At 68.4% G+C, this 23,867-nt stretch carries 24 protein-coding genes and 1 pseudogene; 14 read left to right on the plus strand and 11 right to left on the minus strand.

Features of this window, described 5'->3' with window-relative positions:
- Positions 1-32: 32 nt before the first annotated feature.
- On the minus strand, positions 33-998 hold the full coding sequence (locus tag AB0M18_RS04670; protein WP_365755335.1) for a zinc-binding dehydrogenase: 966 nt from the start codon (positions 996-998) through the stop codon (positions 33-35).
- Positions 999-1,144: 146 nt separating this feature from the next.
- Complete coding sequence (locus AB0M18_RS04675; protein WP_365755336.1) at positions 1,145-2,356, minus strand: NADP-dependent malic enzyme; 1,212 nt, start codon at positions 2,354-2,356, stop codon at positions 1,145-1,147.
- A 547-nt stretch (positions 2,357-2,903) separates the two neighbouring features.
- Between AB0M18_RS04675 and AB0M18_RS04680 the strand changes: the two genes are divergently transcribed.
- The 3 genes from AB0M18_RS04680 to AB0M18_RS04690 are packed head-to-tail and all read left to right on the plus strand — an operon-like array spanning position 2,904 to position 5,622.
- Positions 2,904-3,875, plus strand: coding sequence for an ABC transporter substrate-binding protein (locus AB0M18_RS04680; protein WP_365755337.1), 972 nt, complete (start codon positions 2,904-2,906; stop codon positions 3,873-3,875).
- Positions 3,876-3,904: 29 nt separating this feature from the next.
- Positions 3,905-4,858, plus strand: a complete 954-nt coding sequence (locus AB0M18_RS04685; RefSeq protein WP_365755338.1) for an amino acid ABC transporter permease — start codon at positions 3,905-3,907, stop codon at positions 4,856-4,858.
- Complete coding sequence (locus AB0M18_RS04690) at positions 4,855-5,622, plus strand: amino acid ABC transporter ATP-binding protein (RefSeq protein WP_365755339.1); 768 nt, start codon at positions 4,855-4,857, stop codon at positions 5,620-5,622. Before AB0M18_RS04685 ends, AB0M18_RS04690 begins: the two co-directional genes overlap by 4 nt.
- A 744-nt stretch (positions 5,623-6,366) precedes the next feature.
- Here the strand turns inward: AB0M18_RS04690 and AB0M18_RS04695 are convergent.
- Positions 6,367-7,167, minus strand: coding sequence for a class I SAM-dependent methyltransferase (locus AB0M18_RS04695; RefSeq protein ID WP_365755340.1), 801 nt, complete (start codon positions 7,165-7,167; stop codon positions 6,367-6,369).
- 95 nt (positions 7,168-7,262) lie between these two features.
- Between AB0M18_RS04695 and AB0M18_RS04700 the strand changes: the two genes are divergently transcribed.
- Entirely contained in the window at positions 7,263-7,892 is a 630-nt protein-coding gene (locus AB0M18_RS04700) for a CGNR zinc finger domain-containing protein (RefSeq protein ID WP_365755341.1), read from the plus strand.
- Here the strand turns inward: AB0M18_RS04700 and sodX are convergent.
- Complete coding sequence (sodX, locus tag AB0M18_RS04705; protein WP_365755493.1) at positions 7,814-8,230, minus strand: nickel-type superoxide dismutase maturation protease; 417 nt, start codon at positions 8,228-8,230, stop codon at positions 7,814-7,816. The genes AB0M18_RS04700 and sodX overlap by 79 nt on opposite strands.
- A 142-nt stretch (positions 8,231-8,372) precedes the next feature.
- Between sodX and sodN the strand changes: the two genes are divergently transcribed.
- Positions 8,373-8,768 carry a superoxide dismutase, Ni gene (sodN, locus tag AB0M18_RS04710; RefSeq protein WP_265866548.1) on the plus strand — a complete coding sequence of 132 codons (396 nt, stop codon included), beginning with the start codon at positions 8,373-8,375 and terminating at the stop codon, positions 8,766-8,768.
- A gap of 7 nt (positions 8,769-8,775) precedes the next feature.
- Here the strand turns inward: sodN and AB0M18_RS04715 are convergent, their stop codons facing one another.
- Positions 8,776-9,930, minus strand: coding sequence for a site-specific integrase (locus tag AB0M18_RS04715; protein ID WP_365755342.1), 1,155 nt, complete (start codon positions 9,928-9,930; stop codon positions 8,776-8,778).
- 24 nt (positions 9,931-9,954) lie between these two features.
- Positions 9,955-10,455 (minus strand): helix-turn-helix transcriptional regulator, encoded by a 501-nt coding sequence (locus AB0M18_RS04720; RefSeq protein ID WP_365755343.1) that lies wholly within the window; start codon positions 10,453-10,455, stop codon positions 9,955-9,957.
- A gap of 121 nt (positions 10,456-10,576) precedes the next feature.
- Here AB0M18_RS04720 and AB0M18_RS04725 point away from each other — a divergent pair, with 121 nt between their 5' ends.
- The 4 genes and pseudogenes from AB0M18_RS04725 (at position 10,577) to AB0M18_RS04740 (ending at position 15,122) form a co-directional block, all read left to right on the plus strand.
- Complete coding sequence (locus tag AB0M18_RS04725; RefSeq protein WP_365755344.1) at positions 10,577-10,771, plus strand: helix-turn-helix domain-containing protein; 195 nt, start codon at positions 10,577-10,579, stop codon at positions 10,769-10,771.
- A 570-nt stretch (positions 10,772-11,341) separates the two neighbouring features.
- On the plus strand, positions 11,342-12,583 hold the full coding sequence (locus AB0M18_RS04730) for a DUF3631 domain-containing protein (RefSeq protein ID WP_365755494.1): 1,242 nt from the start codon (positions 11,342-11,344) through the stop codon (positions 12,581-12,583).
- Positions 12,584-12,898: 315 nt separating this feature from the next.
- Positions 12,899-13,450 (plus strand): hypothetical protein, encoded by a 552-nt coding sequence (locus AB0M18_RS04735; RefSeq protein ID WP_365755345.1) that lies wholly within the window; start codon positions 12,899-12,901, stop codon positions 13,448-13,450.
- Positions 13,440-15,122 (plus strand): annotated as a pseudogene (locus AB0M18_RS04740) (mobilization protein). Before AB0M18_RS04735 ends, AB0M18_RS04740 begins: the two are co-directional and overlap by 11 nt.
- Before the next feature lie 175 nt (positions 15,123-15,297).
- Here the strand turns inward: AB0M18_RS04740 and AB0M18_RS04745 are convergent.
- Positions 15,298-15,537: a hypothetical protein gene (locus tag AB0M18_RS04745; RefSeq protein WP_365755346.1), complete on the minus strand. Its 240-nt coding sequence runs from the start codon at positions 15,535-15,537 to the stop codon at positions 15,298-15,300.
- 136 nt (positions 15,538-15,673) lie between these two features.
- On the minus strand, positions 15,674-16,489 hold the full coding sequence (locus AB0M18_RS04750; RefSeq protein WP_365755347.1) for a hypothetical protein: 816 nt from the start codon (positions 16,487-16,489) through the stop codon (positions 15,674-15,676).
- Between the two features lie 135 nt (positions 16,490-16,624).
- Between AB0M18_RS04750 and AB0M18_RS04755 the strand changes: the two genes are divergently transcribed.
- The gene (locus tag AB0M18_RS04755) at positions 16,625-17,284 is read left to right on the plus strand and encodes an SMI1/KNR4 family protein (protein ID WP_365755348.1); all 660 of its coding nucleotides are present in this window, start codon (positions 16,625-16,627) and stop codon (positions 17,282-17,284) included.
- Positions 17,285-17,296: 12 nt separating this feature from the next.
- Here the strand turns inward: AB0M18_RS04755 and AB0M18_RS04760 are convergent, their stop codons facing one another.
- A complete protein-coding gene (locus AB0M18_RS04760) occupies positions 17,297-18,115 on the minus strand; it encodes a methyltransferase domain-containing protein (RefSeq protein ID WP_365755349.1) in 819 nt (272 codons plus the stop codon).
- The gene (locus AB0M18_RS04765) at positions 18,112-19,449 is read right to left on the minus strand and encodes an XRE family transcriptional regulator (protein ID WP_365755350.1); all 1,338 of its coding nucleotides are present in this window, start codon (positions 19,447-19,449) and stop codon (positions 18,112-18,114) included. Before AB0M18_RS04765 ends, AB0M18_RS04760 begins: the two co-directional genes overlap by 4 nt.
- A gap of 104 nt (positions 19,450-19,553) precedes the next feature.
- Here AB0M18_RS04765 and AB0M18_RS04770 point away from each other — a divergent pair, with 104 nt between their 5' ends.
- The 4 genes from AB0M18_RS04770 to AB0M18_RS04785 all read left to right on the plus strand — a co-directional run bounded on the left by AB0M18_RS04770 (position 19,554) and on the right by AB0M18_RS04785 (position 23,200).
- A complete protein-coding gene (locus tag AB0M18_RS04770) occupies positions 19,554-20,054 on the plus strand; it encodes an ATP-binding protein (protein ID WP_365755351.1) in 501 nt (166 codons plus the stop codon).
- Positions 20,051-21,166, plus strand: a complete 1,116-nt coding sequence (locus tag AB0M18_RS04775; RefSeq protein WP_365755352.1) for a hypothetical protein — start codon at positions 20,051-20,053, stop codon at positions 21,164-21,166. The genes AB0M18_RS04770 and AB0M18_RS04775 overlap by 4 nt, the downstream gene beginning before the upstream one ends.
- On the plus strand, positions 21,163-21,528 hold the full coding sequence (locus AB0M18_RS04780; RefSeq protein ID WP_365755353.1) for an ASCH domain-containing protein: 366 nt from the start codon (positions 21,163-21,165) through the stop codon (positions 21,526-21,528). The genes AB0M18_RS04775 and AB0M18_RS04780 overlap by 4 nt, the downstream gene beginning before the upstream one ends.
- 70 nt (positions 21,529-21,598) lie before the next feature.
- A complete protein-coding gene (locus AB0M18_RS04785) occupies positions 21,599-23,200 on the plus strand; it encodes a hypothetical protein (protein WP_365755354.1) in 1,602 nt (533 codons plus the stop codon).
- A gap of 317 nt (positions 23,201-23,517) precedes the next feature.
- On the opposite strand, the gene AB0M18_RS04790 is transcribed toward AB0M18_RS04785, so the two are convergent.
- A complete protein-coding gene (locus AB0M18_RS04790; RefSeq protein WP_351848821.1) occupies positions 23,518-23,646 on the minus strand; it encodes a hypothetical protein in 129 nt (42 codons plus the stop codon).
- Between the last annotated feature and the right edge of the window lie 221 nt (positions 23,647-23,867).

Genomic DNA, 23,867 nt, shown 5'->3' on the forward strand with positions numbered 1-23,867 from the left:
CGACCTGGTTCAAGAGGTCGGTCAGGACTGGTTCAGGAGGCCTTCAGGACGATCTTCCCGAAGAGCTCGCCGGAGGCCATCCTCTCGAAGCCCTCGCGGGCCCGGTCGAGCGGCAGCACCTCGTCGATCACCGGGCGGACGCCGGTGGCCGCGCAGAAGGACAGCAGGTCCTCCAGCTCGTCCTTGGAGCCCATGGTGGAGCCGACCACCTTGAGCTCCAGGAAGAAGATCCGGGTGAGTTCGGCGTGCGAGGGGCGGTCGCCGCTGGTGGCGCCGGAGATGACGAGGGTGCCGCCGGGGCGCAGCGACTTGACGGAGTGGGACCAGGTGGCGGCGCCGACGGTCTCGATGACCGCGTCGACACGCTGCGGCAGCCGCGCGCCGGGCTCGTAGGCCTCGACGGCGCCGAGCTCGACGGCCCGCTTCCGCTTGGCCTCGTCACGGCTGGTCGCGTAGACCCGCAGCCCTGCGGCCTTGCCGAGCGCGATGGCCGCGGTCGCGACACCGCCGCCCGCGCCCTGCACGAGCACCGAGTCGCCGGGCCGTACACCGGCGTTGGTGAACAGCATCCGGTACGCGGTGAGCCAGGCGGTCGGCAGACAGGCGGCCTCCTCGAAGGAGAGCTCCTTCGGCTTGGGCAGTACGTTCCAGCTGGGCACGGTGACCCGCTCGGCGAAGGTCCCCTGGTAGCGCTCGGTGAGGATGGAGCGCGGCTCGTCGGGGCCGACGCCATGGCCGGTCTGGCCGATGACGGAGTGCAGCACGACCTCGTTGCCGTGCTCGTCGATGCCCGCGGCATCGCAGCCGAGGATCATCGGCAGCTTCTCCTCGGACAGTCCGACCCCGCGCAGCGACCACAGGTCGTGGTGGTTGAGCGAGGCGGCCTTCACGGTGACGGTGGTCCATCCGGGCCGCACCTCGGGCTCGGGGCGTTCCCCCAGTTCGAGGCCGTTCAGCGGCTGGTCGCGGTCGATTCGGGCGGCGTAGGCAGCGAACATGGCCCCGACCCTAGGCGCGCACCCCGTGATCGCGTAACCACACCCCGCTGTGACGCGCGTCCCTCATCGGGGTCCCCGCACGCACGCGAAAGCCCCGCCCGGTTCGGCCGAGCCCGGGCGGGGCTTCGTGGGTTGCGCTCGGCGCGTCAGCGGCGGGCGACGCCCTCCGCGCGGGCGGCGGCGGCGACCGCGGCGGCGACGGCCGGAGCCACGCGCTCGTCGAACGGCGACGGGATCACGCAGTCGGCGGACAGGTCGTCACCGACCACGCCGGCGATGGCGTCGGCCGCGGCGATCTTCATGCCCTCGGTGATCCGGGAGGCCCGGACCTGGAGCGCGCCGGCGAAGATGCCGGGGAACGCGAGGACGTTGTTGATCTGGTTGGGGTAGTCCGAACGGCCGGTGGCCACGACCGCCGCGTACTTCCGCGCGACGTCCGGGTGCACCTCGGGGTTCGGGTTGGCCATGGCGAACACGAAGGAGTTCGGCGCCATGGCCGCGACGGCCTCCTCGGGCACCGTACCGCCGGAGACGCCGATGAAGACGTCCGCGCCGGCCAGGGCGTGGGCCAGGGAGCCGGAGAGGCCCGCCTTGTTGGTGAGCCCGGCGATCTCGCGCTTGACGTCCGTGAGGTCGGTCCGGTCGCTGCTCACGATGCCCTTGCGGTCGGCCACGGCGACGTCGCCGATGCCCGCCGACAGCAGGAACTTCGCGATGGCCACACCGGCCGCACCGGCGCCGGAGATGACCGCGCGCAGGTCGCCCAGGGTCCGGCCGGTCAGCTTGGCCGCGTTGCGCAGGGCGGCCAGCGACACGATCGCCGTACCGTGCTGGTCGTCGTGGAAGACCGGGATGTCCAGGCGCTCCTGGAGCTTGCGCTCGATCTCGAAGCACCGGGGCGCCGAGATGTCCTCCAGGTTCACGCCGCCGAAGGACGGGGCGAGCCGGACGACGGTCTCGACGATCTCGTCGGCGTCGGTGGTGGCGAGCGCGATCGGGACCGCGTCCACGCCGCCGAACTGCTTGAAGAGGATGGCCTTCCCCTCCATGACCGGGAGGGAGGCCTCCGGGCCGATGTCGCCGAGGCCGAGCACCGCCGTGCCGTCGGTCACGACCGCGACGACCTGGGACTTCCAGGTGTAGTCGTGGACCAGCTCGGGCTGCTCCGCGATTGCCGTGCACACCTTGGCGACGCCGGGCGTGTACGCGAGGGACAGGTCGTCCTTGTCGCGCAGCGGCACCGTGGCCGAAATGGCCATCTTGCCGCCGCGGTGCAGCGCGAACGCCGGGTCGAAGGGCTCCTCGGTAGGCCCTTCCGTACCGGTCTCGCTGCGAGGATTGACGATCTCCGCTGCCATTGGGTTGACCCCTTAAGTCTTCTTCATTTGAGGGTGGCCACTCCCGGTTGAGGAGGGGTGGCGTGGGTCCCGCGGCCGCCTTGTCGGGCAGCCGCGCGGGCGCGCCGCACAACGCGCCCTGAGCCCCGGATGAGGGGTGTAAGGATCCTTCTTACCGGACAGACGGGTCCGGAGACGAGTCGAAACCTCCTCGGTGACGCGACTCATACCGAGTGCTACCGGCCCCGGACGGAGCACGGATAGAGAATGACTCGTCACTCGATGTCCGATAGGTGCCCCGAGCACCCGAATAGCCGCCTTCGCGTCGTCCGAATGGCGAGACGAACAGGAGAATTTACTGCCCCACCGGCACCTTCCCGCAGAAGGTTTCGCCTTGGGGGGACTGGCCATCGCGATTCAGCCACGACCCGTTATCCGATTTTGACATCCGTGGCCGTCGGTTTGAGGCAGTCCGAATGGCAAGATGCCGTAATCACACGAGGTCGCGGCACTCGAAGCTGCGTGCGCGGCCTAAGGCAACTCCCTCACCTGCCGGAGGAACCCGACCATGACCGCACGCTTCACGCGTTGTACGACCGCCGCCAAGACCCGTACGTCCCGTCTTGCCGCGGTCGCCGCCATCGCGGTCGCCGGCTCGATGCTGCTGACCGCCTGCGGCGACCAGACCAATGACGGCGGCGCGGCCCAGACCGGCGGCTCCTCCGCCCCGGCCGCCGACAAGGCCCCCCTCTTCTCGAAGCTCCCGGCCGACATCCAGAAGGCCGGCGTCATCAAGGTCGGCACGGACGCCTCGTACGCCCCGATGGAGTACACCGAGGGCGGCAAGATCGTCGGTATCGACCCCGACATCGCCGAAGCGCTGAGCAAGCAGCTCGGCGTGAAGTTCGAGTTCACCTCGGGCACCTTCGACGGCCTGATCACCTCGATCTACACCGGCCGCCAGGACCTGGTCATGTCCGCGATGACGGACAACAAGAAGCGCCAGGAGGGCCTGGACGACAGCGGCAAGAAGATCGGCAAGGGCATCGACTTCGTCGACTACTTCAGCTCCGGCGTCTCCCTGCTGGTCAAGAAGGGCAACCCGCAGAGCATCAACTCCCTCGACGACCTCTGCGGGAAGACCGTGGCCGTGCAGCGCGGCACGATCTACGAGGACACCTTCAAGGCGCAGGCCACCAAGTGCGGCGCCAACAAGCTGACGATCCAGGCCTTCGACACCGACGCCGAGGCGCAGACCCGCGTCAAGGCCGGCGGCGCCGTAGCCGACCTGAACGACTACCCGGTCGCCGCGTACATCGCGAAGACCTCGGGCGGCGGCAACGACTTCGAGGTCGTCGGCAGCCAGAGCGACGTCGGCCTCTTCGGCATCGGCGTCTCCAAGGACAAGACCCAGCTGCGTGACGCCGTCAAGGACGCGCTCGACGCGATCATCAAGGACGGCTCGTACGCTGAAGTCCTGAAGAAGTGGAACGTCGAGGGCAGCGCTGTCCAGTCGGCCACCGTCAACGCCGGCAAGTGACCTCCTCGTTCCACTGAAGGGCAGTCGTCGTGACTGACAAGATCTCCAAGGAGCCGTCGGACTCGCGTCCGGCCGGCTCCGGCCCCTCGGCCGTCCCGTACGAGGCGATCAAGGCGATCCCGGTGCGTCACTACGGGCGCTGGGTCAGCGCCGTCGTGGTCGTCGCGCTGCTCGGGTGGCTGATCTACGCGTTCTCCCAGGGCAACATCATCTGGGACACCGTGTGGGACAAGGTGTTCGACCCGTCCGTCCTCGACGGTCTGGCCAACACCGTGATCATCAGCGTCGCCTCCATGGCGCTGGGCCTCGTGCTCGGCATCCTCTTCGCGGTGATGCGCCTGTCGAAGAACCCGGTCACCGGCGCGGTCGCGTGGCTGTACATCTGGTTCTTCCGCGGCACCCCGGTGTACGTGCAGCTGCTGGTGTGGTTCAACCTGTCGCTGATCTTCCAGTACATCAACCTCGGGCCGATCTACAAGAACGAGACCGTGGACGTCATGACGCCGTTCATGGTGGCGTTGCTCGGCCTCGGCCTCAACGAGGGCGCCTACATGGCGGAGATCGTCCGGGCCGGCATCCAGTCGGTCGACGAGGGCCAGACCGAGGCGGCGCACGCGCTCGGCATGTCGCAGACGAAGACCATGTGGCGGGTCGTGCTGCCGCAGGCCATGCGCGTGATCGTGCCGCCGACGGGCAACGAGTTCATCAACATGCTGAAGACCTCGTCGCTGGTCTCGGCCGTGCAGTACACCGAGCTCCTGCGAGCCTCCTCGAACATCGGCACCACGGCCGGCGCCGTGATGGAGATGCTCTTCGTGGCCTCGATCTGGTACCTCGCGCTGACCAGCGTGTTCAGCGTCGGCCAGTTCTACCTGGAGCGTCGTTTCGCCCGCGGTTCGACCCGTAACCTGCCGCCCACCCCGTGGCAGCGGGTCAAGAAGAACGTCATCATCTTCAAGCGTTCCCCGGAGGCAACGGCATGACCGGTCAGCCCATGGTCAAGGCCGAAGGCGTCCACAAGTCCTACGGCGCGGCCCACATCCTTCGCGGCATCGACCTGGAGGTGCAGAACGGCGAGGTCTTCTGCCTGGTCGGCCCGTCCGGCTCCGGCAAGTCGACCTTCCTGCGCTGCATCAACCACCTTGAGCGCATCGACGGCGGCCGGCTCTCGGTCGACGGCGAGCTGGTGGGCTACCGCCAGAAGGGCGACAAGCTCTACGAGCTGAAGGACAGCGAGGTCGCGGTCCAGCGCCGTGACATCGGCATGGTCTTCCAGCGCTTCAACCTGTTCCCGCACATGACGGCCCTGGCCAACGTCATGGAGGCGCCCATCCAGGTGAAGGGCGACTCCAAGGCGGTGGCGCGCGAGCGTGCCGAGCGTCTGCTCGACCGGGTCGGCCTGCGGGACAAGATGGGCAACTACCCGTCGCAGCTCTCCGGCGGCCAGCAGCAGCGTGTCGCCATCGCCCGTGCGCTGGCGATGGAGCCGAAGCTGATGCTCTTCGACGAGCCGACCTCGGCGCTCGACCCGGAGCTCGTGGGTGACGTCCTCGACGTCATGCGCGACCTGGCCGAGTCGGGCATGACGATGATCGTCGTCACGCACGAGATGGGCTTTGCCCGGGAGGTCGGCGACTCGCTGGTCTTCATGGACGGCGGCGTGGTGGTCGAGTCGGGCAACCCGCGGGACGTCCTGACGAACCCGCAGCACGACCGGACGAAGGCATTCCTGTCTAAGGTCCTCTAACCAACAGCATCTGGAACGTCACATCAGGCTGGGGCTCCGCCGTTTCTCGCGGTGGGGCCCCAGCCCGTTTCGACTCCCGTTTACGCCCCTCCACACGGAAGCTCAGGAAACCCTCAAGGATCTTGAAATCGCTGGACGGGGAGAGAGTCCCGCCGTAGCGTCCCTGACGACCGTCTTGCCGAATCTTCGACAAGACACAAAAAAGGGGGGGGTTCCATTTGAACCGCTTCATGCAGACGACCGCACGGGTGGTTGGCGTCGCCGGAATCGTGGCGGCCTCGGTCATGACCGGATCCAGCGCCCAGGCGGCAAGTGGCGGTGGGTGCTCCACCTATTACGACGGCGTTGGCAGGAGTACGTACGTCACCATCAAGACCTGTATCAGCGCACCCAGTCGCGGAGTGGGGCGACCCGACGCCTATATAACCCTTCGATCCGGTCACCCTGCCTGCAAGATAGCCATTCGGGCGGTCCGGACGGGCGGTTCGAGGGTGGTGTCGCAAAGGACGCACGCTTGCCCGTCGGGCGCCATTACCGCGAAGCGGTTTGCCGCTCCCGACTTTTACGACAGCACGCACGAAGAGGGCGAGGCGTACACCACCTTCACGCAGATCCTGTGGACGTCCGACGGGACCTGGACCCCGCCGTTCCGGAGCCCCTGGCTGAAGCTTCCGTAGTCGGTGGAACGGAAAAGGGTGGTGGCGCCATGTGGCGTCGCCACCCTTTTCCGTTCTGCCCGGCTCCCTACTTGACCGCCAGCACGATTGTGTCCGACGGCGAGGCCCACACGGTCCGGGCCTCGCCGAAGCCGGCGGCGCGGAGGGTGTCGGCGTGCCAGCGGGGCGCGGGCATGTCGCCGTCGGCGTGCTCGCCGTAGATCTCGAAGCGGCGGGCGGTGGGCTCGGCGAGCACCGGGTCCTTGGCGGCGAGCGCCCACCAGTCGGCCCAGTCGAGGACGCCGGCGGCCTTGTCGCGGTCCATGCGGGCGTGCCGCTGGGCGCGCTCGGCGGCGTTGATGCGGGGCGTGGAGGGGTCGATCATGTGGTCGGCGTTCATGAGGACGCCGCCGTCGCGGACGAGGCCGGCGAGCTGCCCGTAGAGGGCGGCCAGGGGCTCGCTGTGCAGCCAGTGGAGGGCGGTGGCGGTGAGGACGGCGTCGTACGTGTCGTACGGCAGCGCCTCGGTCCAGGAGGGGTCCTTGAGGTCGGCGGCCACGAGGGTGACGCGGGGGTCGCCGGCGAAGCTGCCCTCGGCGATGGCGAGGAGTGCCGGGTCGAGGTCGACGCCGGTGCTGGTCGCCCCCGGGAACCGCTGGAGCAGCCGGCTCGTGATACTCCCCGTACCACAGGCGAGGTCGAGCACGCGGGGCTCCGGTCCCACGAGCGCCTCGACCATGTCGAGCATCACCCGGAACCGTTCCTCGCGGTCGGGCATGTACCACTCCTGCTGACGGTCCCAGCTGCGCTGCCAGGCCGCCCAGTCGGTGCCGGTCCCGGTGCCGGTGCCGGTCGTGTTCGCGTCCTTGGCGTTCGCGGCGTCCGTCATGGCTCTGCCTCCACCCTCTTCGTAATACCCTCGGAAGGAAGGCATCGCTTACCCTTCCCCGCCCCGACCCTAGCCCGCCGGAGTAAGGACTACAAGTGGAACTGGCCTATTACTCGGACTACGCCGTACGTCTGGTCAACACCGAGGAGCCGGCCCGCAACAAGGACTCCCTGACCACGGTCGAGGCGGTCCGGGAGCTCTTCGGCGCCGCGTCCCAGATGGCCCGGCGGGCCACCGACGCCGACGTGACGCGCTTCCGCTCGGTACGCGCCCGGCTGCGGGCCGTCTTCACGGCGGCCGACGAGGGCGACCACACCGGGGCCGTGGACCTGCTGAACTCCCTCCTCCTGGAGTTCCCGGTCAGCCCGCAGATCTCCGGCCACGACTACCTCGACGAGGAGGGCCGGCCGCGCTGGCACATGCACCTCGCCGATCACCCGTCGAACGCGACCGCGGGCTACGCCGCCATCGCGGCGATGGGCCTGGCCTTCCACCTCACCGAGTTCGGCGCGGACCGCCTCGGCCTGTGCCAGGCGGCGCCGTGCCGCAACGCCTACCTGGACACCTCGACCAACCGCTCCCGCCGCTACTGCTCCGACCGCTGCGCGACCCGCGCCAACGTGGCCGCCTACCGCGCCCGCAAGCGTCAGGAGGCCCTCGACGCCGAGCGCACCGGCCTGACGGCGGAGAAGAGCCAGGAGAGCGCCACACCGGCCGACCGCTGACGCCCGCGGGTGACGGGCCGGTACCGCGCCCGCACCCGCCCGAGCACCAGCGGATCCGGTACGACCCCGAACACCCGGCTGTCGCCCTCGGCGTCCGGGTTGTCCCCGAGCACCCACCAGCCGCCGCCGCGCCGCTCGATCAGCCGCTTCACGATGAGCAGATCCTGCTGGAGCGGGTGGCGCAGCACGGCCACGTTCCCGGGCCGCAGCCGCGCCCCGTAGTGCACGAACAGCTGATCGCCGTGAAGCAGCGTGGGCACCATCGACACCCCCGTCACCTCGGCGATCCCGAACGGGGCCCCGGGCTCCCGCCCCGGCTCACGCCCCGATTCCACCATCCGGCACCTCCCGGTCCGATCGTCCACGAGTCCCATGGTGACCCTGGACTTTTGTCCTAAGCACCAGGGGGCACTCGCGAAAACGCGCTTGTCACCGAGTAATGTCCCACCTGAGAAGACGATCACGAGGAAGGACAGCAGAATGCTCTCCCGCCTGTTTGCCCCCAAGGTCAAGGTCAGCGCCCACTGCGACCTCCCCTGCGGCGTGTACGACCCGGCCCAGGCCCGCATCGAGGCCGAGTCCGTCAAGGCCGTCCAGGAGAAGTACCAGGCGAACGAGGACCCGCACTTCCGCGCCCGCGCCGTCGTCATCAAGGAGCAGCGCGCGGAGCTCGCCAAGCACCACGTCTCGGTCCTGTGGAGCGACTACTTCAAGGCCCCGCACTTCGAGAAGTACCCCGAGCTCAACCAGCTCGTGAACGACACCCTGAAGGCCCTGTCGGCAGCGAAGGCCTCGACGGACCCGAAGACGGGCGAGAAGGCGCTGGAGCTCATCGCCGAGATCGACCGCATCTTCTGGGAGACGAAGAAGGCCTGATCTCTGGTTAGGCGTTCTGACCTGCGGTTTCGCGGGCCATGCCGTCTACCTGTCCGCACCCGGTCCGCAGGCCGCCGAGCACGGCGTCCATGACGGCCCGGGTGCGGTCTTCTTCCCCGGGCCAGAGGTGCGCGTAGATCCGCAACGTGATGACGGCGGACGCGTGCCCGAGGACGAGCTGCACCTGCTTGACGCTCGCGCCCCCGGCGATGAGCGCGGAGGCATAGAAGTGCCGCAGGTCGTGGGTGACCATGTGGGGCAGCTCGACGGCCTTACGGCCTTCCCGCTCGGCGGCCCCGTTCTCGGCCGCCTGGAGCGCCTTGCGGGCCCCGTTCCACTCGGTCTTCCACCGCCGGTAGTTGAGTGGCTCGCCCTCCTCCATGGTGAACAGCCACTCCCTGGAGGGGCGTGCAGCAAGGTGCGCGAGGAGCGCATCGGTGACGACCTCGCCGACCGGGACCGTACGCCGTGACTTGGCGGTCTTCGGCGGGCCGATCTTCCCGGACTGAAGCCGCTGCCGGTCGACCCGGATGGCGCCAGCCTTGAAGTCGACGTCCGACACCGTCAGGCCGAGCAGTTCACCGATGCGCAGCCCTGATCCGGCGAGGGTGACGATCGCCGCGCGGATGTACGGCGGCATCACCCGCGCCATCGCCTCGACCTGCTCGACCGTGGGCGGAGTGACCTCCTCGTCCGGCATGGCCGGGAGGGTGATCCGGCGGCACGGGCTGGAGGCGATGACCTTGTCGTCCACGGCCGCGGTCATGACGCGTACGAGGACGTCGTAGACGTTCCGCACGCTGCCGGGGCCGAGCTGGTCGGACAGGTGCTTGAAGAGCACCTGTATGTCGTTGCGGCGTATCGCCGCCATGGACCGGGCACCCAGCGCCGGTACGAGGTGGAGCCGGAGCGCATTGTCAGTGATGCGCTCGCCCGCCTCGCTCGCGATGAGCGAGCCCTCCCACCTCTCGGCGTACTTCTCGAAGGTGACGCGGCCGGCGCGCGGGTCGACGTACTGGCCGGTGACCATGCTGGCCGTGACCTCGTCGATCCACCGCTGGGCGTCGAGCTTCCTCTCGAAGTGGCGGGCGTGTTCCTTGCCGTCGAGGTCGCGGTAGCGGGCTCGCCATTTGCCGTTGGGGCGCTTCTGGATGTTGGCCAAGTGGCCTCTCCTTCGTGTCGGTTGTCAGTAGTGGCCGCCGTCCTCGATGTCACCGCTGAGCGTGCGAGCGTCCCGCTCGTCGCCCATGAGGCGGAGGCACTGCTCGTGGATCGCCCGCGAGCTGTCGGGATGGGCCTTGATGTGGTCGGCGATGGCGACCACTGCGCGGTGCAGGCGGTCGCGCGCGTCTCGGGCCTCGTAGAAGGCTTCAACGGCCTCTTGGACGAGGCGCCGGCTGTCGATGTCGAGCCCCTCCAGGGGCGGTGACATCAGTTCTTCGAGAGGGAGCTCGAAGACGCGGGAGAAGGCGAGGGCCTCGTCGAGGTTGATGCGGCGACGGGGGGTGCCGTTCTCAATGCGCCAGACCGCCGTCTGGTTCATCTTGACGCCGGCTCTGGTCACCCGCTCCGCCAGCTCAGTCGTGCTCCACCCTCTGACCTCGCGCTCCAGGGCCACGCGCGCGGCCACGTTCCCCTCGCTGTAGAGCAGCGGCACCTCGCCGCCCTCGGGTCTGTCGCCTGCCATCGAACCTCCATCGTCACCGTCGCTATCCCAATTGAAACATGAGCTTCCCGATTTGGTTAACCGGCGATCGCGAGGTACAACTCTATGCAGATCGAATCGCCACCTAGCCGAATGGGAATGCATGCGATACCTGACCACCGCCGAGGTCGCCGAGCGCTACCGCACGGCCGAGAGCACCGTCCGCTACTGGCGCCACATCGGGAAGGGGCCGCGCGGCATCAAGATCGGCAAGCGGGTGCTGTACCCCGAGGCGGAGCTGCTGCGCTACGAGCGCACGCTGATCGACGGCCGAGACGAGTGGGGCCTGGCCTCATGAGCCGCCAGCAACCCCGGACACAGCAACGGCCCCCGGCGCGCCAACGCCGAGGGCCGGAGATTCCCCTGCCTGTCGCCCATCCCTGAACGAACGAACCGGTGAGGGGGCGGGACCTTGCCCGTCCCGCCCCCTCACCTGAGAGGAACGCCAATGGAGGACTCTACGTCCCCCGCCACCTCGAACACGTCCCCCAAGGTCGTCTGGCCCACCCCTGCGGTCCCCGGCCAGGGCATCCCGTGGCACCGTCCGGACCGAGCGGACGGACGGTGCACCTCTCCGGGGACCGGCGACCGACCGGTCCGTGCCGCTGGTCCGGTCGGTCCGGGACCGGACCGGTCCGCGACCGAAACCCGGACCGGAGTTCCGGTCAACCCGGACCAGGAACCCGGACCGACGGAGAACACACAGGTCAGCGGCCTACCGGACCAGCCCGGGAACCCGGACCGTGGACCCGGTCCGGAAGCCGAGGACCGGGCGGAGAGTTCCGGTCGGTCGGCCAGCGAACCCGGACCGACGGTCCGGGTTGACCATGGTCGCCACAGCGCTCCGGGGACGGTCCCCGAACCCGGACTGGGGACTGGGGACCGCGAGGGTGCCAGCCTCGATGCGGACCGGGACCAGAACGGGACCGCCGTACTGGACGAGCTGCGCGCCGCGATCGGCCGGTACGTCGTACTGCCGAGCGAGGAGGCCCTGACCGCGGTCACCCTGTGGGTGGCGGCCTCCCACATCCAGCCCGCCCTCCAGCACGCGCCGCGCCTAGCGGTGGTGGGGCCGACCAAGGGCTGCGGCAAGTCCCGTGTGCTGGACGTGCTCCACGAGACCGTGCACAAGCCGATGATGACGGTTAACACCTCGCCTGCGGTGGTCTTCCGCGTCATTGGCGAGGACCCGCCGACGCTGCTGGTGGACGAGGCCGACACCATCTTCGGCCCCAAAGCCGGCGACAAGGAGGACCTGCGCGGCCTGCTGAACGCGGGGCACCAGCGCAACCGGCCCGCCTGGCGAATCTCCGGCCCGGAGCACAAGGCGACGGCGTTTCCCACCTTCGCCATGGCGGCGCTCGCCGGGATCGGCGACCTTCCGGACACGATCATGGACCGGGCGGTCGTGCTCCGCATGCAGAAGCGCAGGCCGGGTGAGCACATAGCCCCGTTCCGCTCGCGGTATTCCGTCCCGGAACTGAACGCGCTGCGCGACCGTCTGACCGCCTGGCTGGCCCCGCTGCGAAGCACCGCAGAGGGCTTGGTTCCGCAGATGCCGGTCGAAGACCGTGCCGCCGACACGTGGGAACCGCTGGTCATCGTCGCCGACCTGGCCGGCGGGCACTGGCCCTCACGGGCCCGTGCCGCCTGCCTGGCGATGACCAGGAACGAGGTGGTCCAGGACGAGCAGACGACGCTGAAGACCCGGTTGCTCCGGGACATCCGCCGAGTCTTCGAGCACCAGGGCGCCAAGGAGGCGCTGCGCAGCCACGACCTGCTCGCCGCCCTCGTCCAGGACGCCGAGGCGCCGTGGGCCGAGTACGGCACCAAGGGCCTGAACGCCTACCACCTGGCCAACCTGCTGCGCGACTTCGGCATCAGCCCGGCCAACCACCGCTTCGAGAACGGCAGGCAGGCCAAGGCGTACGCCCGCAACCAGTTCATCGACGCCTGGGCGCGCTACTGCCCCGACCCCACCCAGCCGGCCCCCGCAGCCGGCGAGGCCGCGCCCGCACGTCGGGCCCAGAGCAAGCCGCCGGCCCTTCCGTCCGGAACGTTGCCCATCGGCCCGCCCGGCGGCCCTGCTGGCCCCAGGCCCACTCGCTGACCCCAGCTCCGTATCAATCCGTCGCATCCGTCCCCGCGCAAGTCAGCGCGGGGACGGAGTTCCTCGCCGATACGGATCACTCCGTACCTGCGACCGTTTCCGTACCTGTCCTGACCAGCTACGGGACGGATGCAACGGACGTGACGAAGCCCCACCCCACACGACCACCGGAGCACGACCATGCCCGAAACGAGCACCGACAACTCCCCCACCCGCCGCCGCAAAGGATTCTTCGGCCTGACCCGCCGATCAGCAGCAAGCTGGAGCGAACGAGCCTCTAACGAGGCTTCGTCCGCGCTTGCCCCCGCCCCAGGGGTGGCGGAGGAGAAGGCCGAGCGCCAAGGGGCGCCCGAGCCGGGGGAGGTCATAGCCGACTCCGCCGCCCTCCGCACCCAGCAACCGACCGACGTCCATCCGCCCGTCGAGCAGCTCTCCTGGCGGGACCTCGACGCCCCCACCCTGCCCGCACTGATGAACCGCAAGCGCACCGTGGAGAAGCGCGATCAGGAGAAGACCATCCGCTTCACCCGGACCGCTGTGAGCGTGATCAGCACCGCAGCTCACCAGCGCGGTCAGAAGTTCGCCGGATTCGTCGGGGACGCCGCCCTCGCCGTCGCCCTCGGCAAGGCGGGGCTGGTCGGCAGCCCGGAGGACGACCCGGTCCGCCCGCTGATCGAGGCTGTCGAGGCGCACACGGTCGCGCTGAACCGCATCGGTGCCAACCTCAACCAGATCACCGCAGCCATCCACCGAGGCACCGTGCCCGAGCGCGCCGAGGCGGTGCTGGACCGCGTCGAGCAAGCAGCCCAGAACAGCTACCGACTGATCGACCAGCTCCTGACGGAAGGCACCGCGCATGGTTCCTGACGTCTCCACCGGCTCCGACACCCGCGGACTGATCGTCTACCTCTTCGGCTCCGGCCGCCGCGACGAACACACCGACCCTCACATCGTCGCCGCCTGGGACATGGCCGGCGCCCCTGACCCGGGCCGCGACACGGCAGCCACCTACTCCCAGCTCGCCAAGCGCCTCGACCACCACGTCGACCTGCGCACCCGCGAGCTGGGCGGCAAGAAACCACCTCAGCACGTCTGGCACTGCCCGGTCCGCACCGCGCCCGGCGACCGCTACCTCACCGACACCGAGTGGGCCGAGGTCGCCCGCCGCATCGTCCACGCCACCGGCATCGCCCCCGAAGGCGACGAGAAGGCATGCCGGTGGATCGCGGTGCGCCACGCCGACGACCACATCCACATCATGGCCACCACCGTCCGCGCCGACGGCCGCCGCCCACGCACCCACCACGACGGACAGCGGGCCCAAGCCGAATGCCGCAAGATCGAAGCCGAGTTCGGCCTGCGCCGCCTGAAGTCCGGCGACCTCACCGCGCCCCGCACCCCCACCGGCGCCGAACGCGCCAAGGCCGAGCGCCAGGGCCAGACGGTCACGGCACGGCAGTGGCTGCGCGATCAGGCGTACGCGGTCGCCGCCGCCGTACAAAACGAAGCCGACTACTTCACCGTGCTGCAGTCCCTCGGCATCAAGGTCAAAACACGCCTCGGCCCCGAGACCGGCTACAGCCTCGCCGCACCCGGCGACACCAACGCAGCCGGCGAACCCGTCTGGTACGGCGGCTCCAAACTCGCCCCCGACCTCTCCATCAACCGCCTACGCGAACGCCTCCCCGAACAGAAGGTGGCCGACCACCCCCGGTATGTGGCGGACCCCGCCGACCCATGGCGCCACACCACCACCGCCATACACACGGCACGCACCGTCCTCGACTCCGATGACTATGCCGCCGCCTAGGGCCACCTGGCCGCCTTCGGCGACGCCCTGTACAACATCGCCAGCGCCACGACCGGCCCCCACCAGGCGGAACTACGAGCGGCGGCGATGGCATTCAACCGCGCCCGCCGCTCCGCCACCCGCGCCGACCACCAGGCCGCCACCGCCCTGCGCAAGGCCGCCAAAGAACTCACCTACGCCTCCAACGCACCGGGCGGACTCGCCATCGCCCTGCTCTTCGCCACCGTCCACCTGGCCCGCGCCGCCGCCAAGTGGCACGAGCAACGCGGCCACGAACAGCAGGCCGCAGCGGCCCAAGAAGCCCTCCGCCACCTCCAGGCGGGCTACCAGCAGGCCGCCACACCCGTCCTGGCGGACCTGACCCGCCGCGCACCACGAGCCGCAACCGCCCGCCGCTTCGAGCAAGACGTGTGCGCGGCCCTCCCCGACCACGCCGACCGGATCCTCGCCGACCCCACTTGGACCGCCCTGACCACAACTCTCGCCCAGGCCGAGACCGCCGGCCACGCCCCCCGCCGCCTCCTGGCCGAAGTGGGCACCCAACGAGAACTCGACAGCGCCGAGCACCCCGCCGAGGTCCTCAACTGGCGCATCACCGCTCAACCGAACCGGCGGACGCAAGCAGCTCGCAGCCGAAGCACCACCAGCGGAACGCCGTCCATGTCCGCCACGCCACACCCTTCGGCCACACCAGCCGCGAGGCCCGAAGAGCGCAGTCGACACCGCTGACCCCGGCCCGATGCCCCGCCACGCCTCGTGGCAGGGCATCGGGTCCGGCTCAACGGCAAAGCCACCGCGACCGCGCGGGCGGGGGAATTACGTGACTCTGATCATGTAGATCGTAGGGAAAGCGGGGTCTGTCGCTGATCTTGTGACGCACTGGAGTGGCTGGAGGAACACCGCTCTACTCGTAGATGGTGGCTGCGTGGAGGGCTCGAGCCATGAAGGTCCAGTCGCCATCGGGCGGGATCTGCTCTCCCGCGTTGCCGTACGCACCCGGGGAGTCGTGCACCCATGCGGCGAGCGCTTCAAGGAAGTCGTCCAGAGTGTTGTTCTCCCACTCGTGACCGTGGGTACGGAACTCTTTGTGCAGGTCACGCAGGAAGGTGACCAGCTCTTCACGGCTGCGAGGTTCGAGGGGCATGCCCGACAACGTAACCAGTGTGACCGCGCAGAATCCAGGCCATCACAAGATCAGTGACAGAGCCGGAAAGCGTGACCCGCTGACGGCCGCCACAAGATCAACGTGAGAGCCTTCGATTCCCCAAGACGGTATTGCGTCATGCCCCAGCAGCGGGCCGCCTGAGGTTGCCACCGACTGTAGTCAGCATCTGGCCGAGCAAGTGGAGTGCTCGTGCGCGTGTGGGCGCCCTGCGTGCGGTGCCTGTCCAGTAGGCGTCCGTGAGCGTCTCGACTGCGGTGAGGGTGTGCTGGTCATCGCCGGCAGCCAGCACCAGCGCGAATCGCACGTAGTCACCGATATCGGTGCCTTGAGGGTGCTGCTCGGCGAAGCCTTGAAGCCGTGTGGTCAGTGCGGGCAGCGTGCGGACCGTTGGGAAGACGACGGCGATCCCAGCCAGCGCTAGACGGACTGCGGGGCATTCGATCGCCCATCGGGCAAGCAGGTCCGGGATACAGAACCGGACAGCGTCACGGGCCCTGCCCTCACTTTCAGGATCGGCATGCGGCGGGACGTCCGGCCAGCACTGGGCAAGGTGGCGGTCCGCAACCGTGGCGATCTCGAACAGCAGAACCACACTCCGGAAGCGGAGCTGGGGAGGTACTCGGTCGTCGACGGACAAGGCTGCGAGCAAGGCAACACCGTCTGCGGTGCACGGATGGCAGGTGTCCTGATGAAGGATCTCGCTGTAGAAGTCGCCGAGGAAGAACCCGTCGCTGTCCCAGTGTGGATCCGCCAGGGGCTCGAACAGCATCGCTGCCTGCGGTGGCAGCGGATCTGAGAGACGGTCGGCGATGACGTCGCGAAAGGTCCGCCGGATCGGCGGGCCGAAGACCCGACCGGTCCGCCAAGCCTCGTGAAGGTCGGTCCCGGGTACCTCATCCGGCAAACCCTCGGGGGTGGCCTGCATGCTCATGATCGATGGAGCCTACTGCCCTGGTCAGGGCCCGCCCCAGGCACCAACAAGGACTCGAACCGAGGCGGCAGGTGTCCGTTAGCCTCAGGCCGACGGGCCGGGGAAGGATCGGCCAGAGCACTGGGGTGGGATCACGTGCAGTTTTGGAAGAAGGCCAAGCAGGGTGGGAGCCAGAATGAGTCCGAGAACGCGATAACCGCGTCTGCTACTCCCCCGCACGGGCCAGCAGACACCTCCTCCGAGGCGATGGTTCGCGCTCTGTTGGCATCACTCGCCGACGGCACGACGGCCACGGCAGACGGGCTGCGCGGGCTGTCAGCCGACGAGCTCGACGAAATCGAACGGGACCAGCCTGCTCCTCTGGGTACGGCCTACGCCTGCTTCCTCCGCCTCGTCGGTGGCGGTGCCGGCCACTTCTTTCAAGGCAGTGACGTCTTCTACCCCCACGTCATCGGCCTTCGGGAAGCAGCGGACGAACTGCTGAGAGAGAACCAAGAGCCCTTTCACCTGCGCAGCTCCGATCGCGTGATCTTCATGCACCAGGGCTACGAATTCGAGTTCCTGCGCGGCGAAGGGCCCGATCCAGAGGTGTGGACCTACTCCGAGGGTGACACCGAACCGTCTCGGGTCTACATCCGCTTCACGGACTGGTTGGAAGCGAACGTCCGTCAGCAAAGGGAAGCGTGGGCCCGCCTGGTTCCCTGGTACGAAGCCGAACAGCAGAAGCCCTCGGACGAGCGCCGCGTGCACTTCTACCGCCACCACCCCGACGGCAGTGTGACCGACGAGCTGTAGCGACTCTCCCCGTCAACGGCGGCAGACAAGGATGCCGCCAAGGCAGGTAATCTCGTACGCGCCATTGCGGGCGATGTCGTCGGCGACGAGGGCACGGGCCCGGTCGATGGTCGCGTCGAAGGGCACGTCGTGCTGGTCCGACCAGGCGCGATAAGAGGCCATGTGAGCGATGACCGGCTCGGGGTCGCGGACCGTGATGGTCCCCGGCAGTTCGGTGACCTCCACCTGTCCGAACTCCTCGCCGAGGAAGGCCGGGGCCTTCTCCAGGGAGAAGCGGGCGCTGAGCGAGATGCGGGCCGGGCCGCGGTCGATACCGAGGACGTCGCCGGCGGCCCGCTGCCAGAGGTCGTCGAGTTCGGCCTTGTCGCGGTCGCTGTTGGTGGAGGCGACCACCAGCCCGTCACGGGCCACGACCCTGGCCAGCTCCCTGACCGCCTGGGGGATGTCGGGTACGTGGTAGAGCATGTGGAGCGCGAGAGCGGCGTCAGCGCTGCCCGCTGCCAGCGGAAGCCGCGTGGCGTCCGCCACGGCGACCGGGCCGGGGACGCCGGCAAGGATGCCGGGAGCGATGTCGAGGCCGAGCAGGGACAGGTCCGGGCGGTCCTGACGGAGCCGCTGGATGAACTTGCCGTTGCCGCAGCCGATGTCGACAACGCGCCCGCGTACGTCGCCCAGCCGCTCGGCGACGAGGCCGGGCAGGTCGTACCGGGGCGTCTGCCACTGGTAGAGCGACTGCCGGGCGGCCAGGTCCCGGTCTCCGTTGTAGGCGCTGCCCGCCAGGCGGGTCCGGTCGGTGACAGCAGCGTCGTGGACGGCAGACAGGTCGGTCACGTCGGCAACTCCGGAAGGTGGGCGGCGGGCAGGGACGCACGGACGGCCGTGTGCTGGAGTCGTTCGCGCAGGTGCACCGCCTGCGCGGCTCCACCGTACTGCGACCCTCCCAACTCCCGCCCGAAAACGGTGAGCCGGCGCACGATACTGGCCGACATGCGCTCCGGCGAGGACTGGAGCACGAAGCCGAGCATCTCCTCCGTGCCATCCAGGTCGCCCAGGAGCATGTGCCCGCGGGCGAGGTCGAGGTGCGCGGCGAACAGATCACCGACCGACTGATCGTCTCCGTCCGCGCTGCGATAGAGGCGGATCGCCGTCTCCGCGCTGACGATGGCCCGCTGGACGAGCTCCTGCCCGCCCACGGCCAGAAGGGTCGTTCCGGCGTAAGCGAACTGCTTGGCCGCAGGGAAGTCGAAGACTCCCAGTACCTCGTCCCGATCCGAGATCGCCTCACGAGATCGTTCGGCATCCGACAGGGCAGCGAGCGCACCTGCCGAGTCGCCGACTGTCGCCAACGCCCGCGCCTCCAGACTGGCCAGCCGTGCACCGATACTGCCGCTAGCACGGTGCCGCCGGCCGGCCTGCGCCAGCCGGGCCGCCTGCTCGTACCGCCCGGTCCAGTACGCGATCAACGACTCCACGGCCCGTACCCAAGCCAGCATCCCCTCGTGCCCAGCCGCCTCGGCACAGGCGCGTGCGGTACGGGCGTGGGTGGCGGCGGAGTCGTAGTCACCGAGGTCGAGGCAGACGTGCGCGGACAGGCCACAGAGGCGAGAAGCGGAGAGGTACAGGTCGGTGGTCTGCCGTGGGTGCTGGCGCCCGCGCAGCAGCTCGAACACCCCGTCCCGTAACCGCCTGATCTCGACGTACTGCTCCATCAACGGGTGGCTGACGTACGTACGGGCGAGCCGGCCGACGTCTGCCTCCAGCTGCTCCACCACGAACTCGTCGGCGTTCCGCTGCGCGATGAAGCGGGCAAAGTCCGCCGACCGCACCGCGTCCTCCGAGAGTGGGTCTCCACGGACGTGGGTGTCTTCGGGCGGCAGCACCAGCGGCACAATCTTGGCCTCGGGGGCATCGGCCCCGTCTCGCTGCCCCTTGCTGACGGCAACGGCTTGGTCGAATACGGCGACATCGACACCGAAGACCTGCGCCAGGTACTTCCGAGCGTAGGGAACAGGGACTCGCGCTTCGCGCTCGTACCGCCCGATCTCCTTGCCGGTCTTCGCGGAACGCCCCTCCAGAGCGTTGTACTCATCGGCAACCCTCTGCTGGCTCCAGCCACGCGCGGTGCGCAGCCGGACGAGCAAGGCACCGATCCCGGTGTCACCCATGCCGTCCCCCAGGAACACATGACCTCTGGCCCCCATAGTGGCCCCCGTCTTGGCCCCCGTGCTGGCTCCCGACCCAAATGAGTTAAGTCGCTTTGCTGTTGACCATGGCAAGCAGACTCACCAACCAGGCGACCGACGCCGCCCCGGACCTCCTTCCGGGCACGGGCCGGCACCGCACCATGCTGTTCCCTCGCCGCCGGACCACACCGCGTACCGCTCGCGACTTCGTCGCCGCCACGCTGACCGAATGGGGTGAGACGAGCCGCCTCGACGACATGCGGCTGTGCACCTCGGAGTTCGTCACCAACGCCGTGCTGCACGGGGTCCCCGTGGGCCGGCTGGTCCTGGTACGGGTCGAGTCCCTCGACGCGGAGCTGCGGATCGAGGTCCACGACAGCGGCGTGAAGAGGCCGACGAAGCGCGTTCCCGAGGAGTCCGCCGTCGATGGCCGCGGTCTGCTGATCGTCGCCGCGACCGCCGACAGCTGGGGCGTGAAGGAGCGGACGGGCCCCGGAAAGTGCGTCTGGGCCGCATTCGACCGTGCCAAGAACGGGGCCGCTCCCCTGCCGCCCCACACCACCGGCCCCCAGGGAGACACCTCGTGACCACGCACCCCGTCTCGCCGAACACCGTTCTCGCCAACGCCCTCCACCACGCCGAGGACGTCCTGACCCCGCGCATCCTGGCTACCCCGCCCGAGCGGATCGTGCTGGTCGTCGGCACCCAGATCAACGGCGCCCCGCACATCGGCACCTCGCTCGTGCAGTCCCTGGCCTTCGCCATGGCCGCCCGCCTGCGCGACCGCTTTGGTCTCCCCACCGAGGTGCTCTTCAGCGCCCTCGACAACGCCCCGTACGAGCTGGCCACCGACCCGGCCAGCGGTAACCGCTACCAGCGCGCCTACGCCCAGGCCCTCGGCGAGCAGGCCCTGCACGACTTCGTCGCCGCCCTCTACCAGCCTCTCTTCACCGCCTTGTCCAGGCACCTGGGCATCCCGCACCGCATCGAGACGTACACCCAGCAGCAGGCCAGCGAGCACTACCGCCGCACCTGGCTCCGCCTGCTCCCCCGCGTTGACGCCGCCCGCTGGTGGCTCGCCCCCTCCACCGGCACTCCTCACCTCCGCGTCCCCTGCCCTCACCCCGACTGTGGCTGGGCTGAGAAGCACGCCGAACGCACCCGGGTCCGCCTCACCGGGCCCGAGTCGGCGGTGGTCTCCGCCGTCTGCCTCCACCACGGTCCGCACGAGGCCGCGATCACGCCTACCGCCGGCGCGTACCTGGACCTGGCCACCCTGTACCGCAACCTGGTCAAGGAACTCGCCCTGACCAGCCCCATCGGCACCCTGCACGTCATGGTCAAGGGCGGTGACTGGGTCTTCGGCTCCCACCTCGTCGACGAGGCCCTCCAGGCCGTGGGCCTCACGCGCACCCAGCTCCCGGCCCGCCTGTTCTGCCCCCAGGTCGTTACCGACACCGGCGCCAAGCTGTCGAAATCCCTCATACGAGAAGGCCGTGCCCCCTTGCCCGAGGGCGCCGCCCCTTGGATGCTCGACACTCGGCAGTGGCCCGGCACCGTCACCGAGTACGCCGACCAGCTGCTCGCCATGGCCGAGACCCTGCTCTCCGACCCCCGCCACTTCTTCCGCTCGTACTCGGCCGCCGAGATCGGCCGCCTGATCACCGCACCGTCCCCCAGGAGCGTTCCCTCCCGATGACCGACCGCACCGCCCGCGTCCGCGAGCTCAACCTCTACCGCCAGTACTTCGAGCTCGTCGCCGCGGGCACCAAAACGATCGAGGTGCGGGTCAAGTACCCGCACCTCGCCGACCTCACCGCCGGCGACACCATCCGCTTCCGCATCAAGGACACCAACGAGAACTGCGACGTCGAGGTCCTCCGCGTCACGGAGTACCCCGGCTTCGAAGCCCTCCTAGACGGCGAAGGCCCGTCCAACGTCAACCCGACCGCCACCCGCGACCAACAGCTCGTCAACATCCGCACGATCTACGGCCCCGAGAAGGAAGCCCTCGGCGCACTCGCCATTCAGGTCCGACGGATCTCGACACCAGACTCTTGACCCTAGAGCGCAAGAACGAACACCAGGTAAACCTATTGCCGCAACCGGCGGTCGCACCTAATATGCGCAAATGGACCTGCGGCAAGAAGAGATGCTTAGGCGCTTCACCTCGATGGAGCAGGGCTCGTGGACAACTGTGTACGAAGATTGGCACGAGCAGAACGGAAATGGCGGAATCTATTGCGCTTTCGCTCCGGCTGCGATGCGCACGAGAATCCTCAAATCTCCATCGTGGGATGTGAGTATGAGCGATTTTCGCCCCGGCTTCTCGCAGCACCGAGAGAACGGCGAGATCGTAACCAGGTACTTCCGCAGCAGCACCGAAGACGGCATCGAGCCGCTGGTCCTGTGCCGGGAATATCACGGAGCAGTACCGTCGACCCGAGAGCTAGCCGAACACTTTCGGCTATACCACAATCTCTACTGGGATGAGCTCAGCGCACAATTCATGCAGCCTCTGGATGACGGCACTTCATTGGCCGCCGTCAAGCTGACCGCCAGCAAGATCGAAGTCCGCACAAAACTGCTGCGCCAATTCCAGGCTGCCCAAGGGTACGACCTGATCCTCTATGTGGATTCCGTCTGCATCGGCGAGAAAGATGACGCGCTTCCCGAAGCCTTTGACCTGACCACGGACACCGCACGAATCTCCCTTTACCCTGGAGACCGAGTCGGACCCGGAAAATTTACCCGCCTCCTCGGCACCCGAGTAGTTCCGCCGCCATCGGTCGAGAAGAGTGGGATCTGGCCGTTCGAGGAAGAAGACTCCCACTTTCCGGAGTTCATTATTGCGACGGACTCCGATGGCGATGAGATTCGATACAGCTGCAATCCCGATTCTCTCAGTAATTATTTCGGAGCGAACCCCGATGCTCCACACTACCTCACGCCCGTATATTTTCGCCGGGAAGTGCTGCAGAAGTACTACGATAAGCCTGAACTCTACACCGTATCGGACGGATATCTCAGTTGCGCATCACTATGGGGCCTGCGACTCGATAACAGTGCCCAGGATTACGTCGTCGTCTTTCTTGGAGACCTTGGTCGCGATCTACCCAGGCAGGAGCGGGACTACTGGCGCAGCTTCAATGTCGCAGAAGACGGCCCACCTAGCGAGACTCTGATTCGCCGAGCATTCCTGGGGCAGCCCGCCGAGCCGACCGCCGAGGACCTACTCGTTCGCTCCAACTACCTGACCTTCAGACGCACATGGGAGGAGGTCTACGGGTGGGAGCTCTTCCGGAAGCCCGAGGAAGCCGATGCAGGACTTCTACAGCGCCTACGCCTACCCTTGAATGATTCACAGGCAGAATTCGAGTCCAGCATTCGAATTATGACCCAGCTTTTCGTTGACGCCCTCAATGAACGGGAGATCCAGAAGCGTCTGCCGGACCGCATTGATAACGAGAAGGGCATCTCGAAGTTCAAGCGCTGGATGGAGCAGGAGGGTTACCCGCATGCCGAACGGGACACCCAGTTCTTGCGAAACCTCCAGGAGATCCGTTCGAAGGCGACGGCTCACCGTAAGAGCAGCGATTACGAGAAGACACTCACCAGGGTCTTCGGCGACTTGCGGGGACTGGCAGCCGTCAAGACTTTCTTCACATCAGCTCTGTCCATGCTGACCGGTCTGAGCGAATGGGCGAGCGAACCCAAGCCCCAGCAAGAGTAAGGTCGCCCTGATGGGCAACCGCCGGGCGGGGCCGGGGCGCTGCCAGTCGCACACAGTCCGCAAGACACCCGATCAAGACCGTCGCACCCATCGCCAGTTAACAGCAAAAGGGCCGTTCGGCTACCTTCGGCCATCATCACCGAAGGTCACCGACCCGCCCCGTTACGGAGACCAGGAAGGCCGGACCCAGGCTACTCCCGCCCTCCTGGCCCGTCGCAGGCCAGAGATCGAATGGAGCAGCCCGCCCGGACACCCCGGCGCGGGCCGCCGCCGTCCCCGGGACCCACGGGAGAAGACGGGGAAGATGCCAGAGCCCCTCACCTGCTGCGGACGAGGACGCCACCGAGGCAAGTGATCTCGTACGCGCCGTGACGGGCGATGTGACCGGCGACGAGGACGCGCGCACGGTCGGCGGTCGCGTCGAAGGGCACTTGGTACTGATCCACCCAGGCTCGGTGCGAAGCCACGTGGGCCATGACGGGCCCGGGATCGCGGACAGTCACGGTTCCCGGCAGTTCGACGACCTCCCGGCCGACCCCTCGCCAAGGAAGGCAGGGGCCTTCTCCAGGGGGAAACGAGCGCTGGGCGAGATCCGGGCCGTGCCGCGCCCGACGCCGAGGACGTCACCGGCGAGCCGGTGCCAGAGGTCATCGAGTTCGGTGTTGTC

Origin of the sequence: Streptomyces sp. NPDC051909, from assembly GCF_040681095.1 — a bacterium.
Taxonomy (GTDB): domain Bacteria; phylum Actinomycetota; class Actinomycetes; order Streptomycetales; family Streptomycetaceae; genus Streptomyces.